Raw genomic sequence first — 532 nt, 5'->3', positions numbered from 1 at the left:
ACGTTACAACGTACTGGCACAAACCACTCAACCAATGGATGTGTCTGATCAGCTTCTTTCTAAGTTGGCAGTATTGTCACAGCAAAAACAATGGATTCTGTATACCGCTGAGTGTCCTCGTCCTGATTTTGAGCAACTCACTGCTTCCAATCTTTGCTGCAAAAACGTTATTCAGATGAAGCCGTCCCAACAGCTTTCTGAAGTCGAAATCGTTATCAAAGCCATTCAGTCTGGCAATGCCAGCGCGGTTGTCGCATCAAACAAAATTGCTCTTATGAACCAATCCATGTTGCGTGACATCGCTCAGCGTTATCAGTGTGAAGTCTTTTTCGTCGATGGCAGAGTAAACCAGTATCACTAACAAGATCGACGTTATCCATCCTGCATCTCGCCTCCTTTTAAGGGGGCATTTTTTGTATTAAAGAAAAGAGGCAAACGTTTGCTTTTTCTCTGGCGAGTTAAAATAGTTCTGGTATGATGCCCTCATTCGATTTATTCAGCTGATATTTTCCGCTGAATATCTTCTCCTTAA

1 protein-coding gene is annotated in these 532 nt (G+C 42.5%); it reads left to right on the top strand.

Annotated elements, in window-relative coordinates; translation table 11 throughout:
• Positions 1-361, top strand: a 361-nt coding sequence (locus R7044_RS27725) for a SulA-like leucine-rich domain-containing protein (protein WP_225456300.1), incomplete at its 5' end; no start/stop codon positions are given.
• Positions 362-532 lie beyond the last annotated feature (171 nt).

It is taken from the genome of Vibrio sp. 1402 (genome assembly GCF_033340275.1).
The sequence above is the reverse complement of the archived record's forward strand: the minus strand, read 5'-3'. Positions and strand labels throughout refer to the sequence as shown.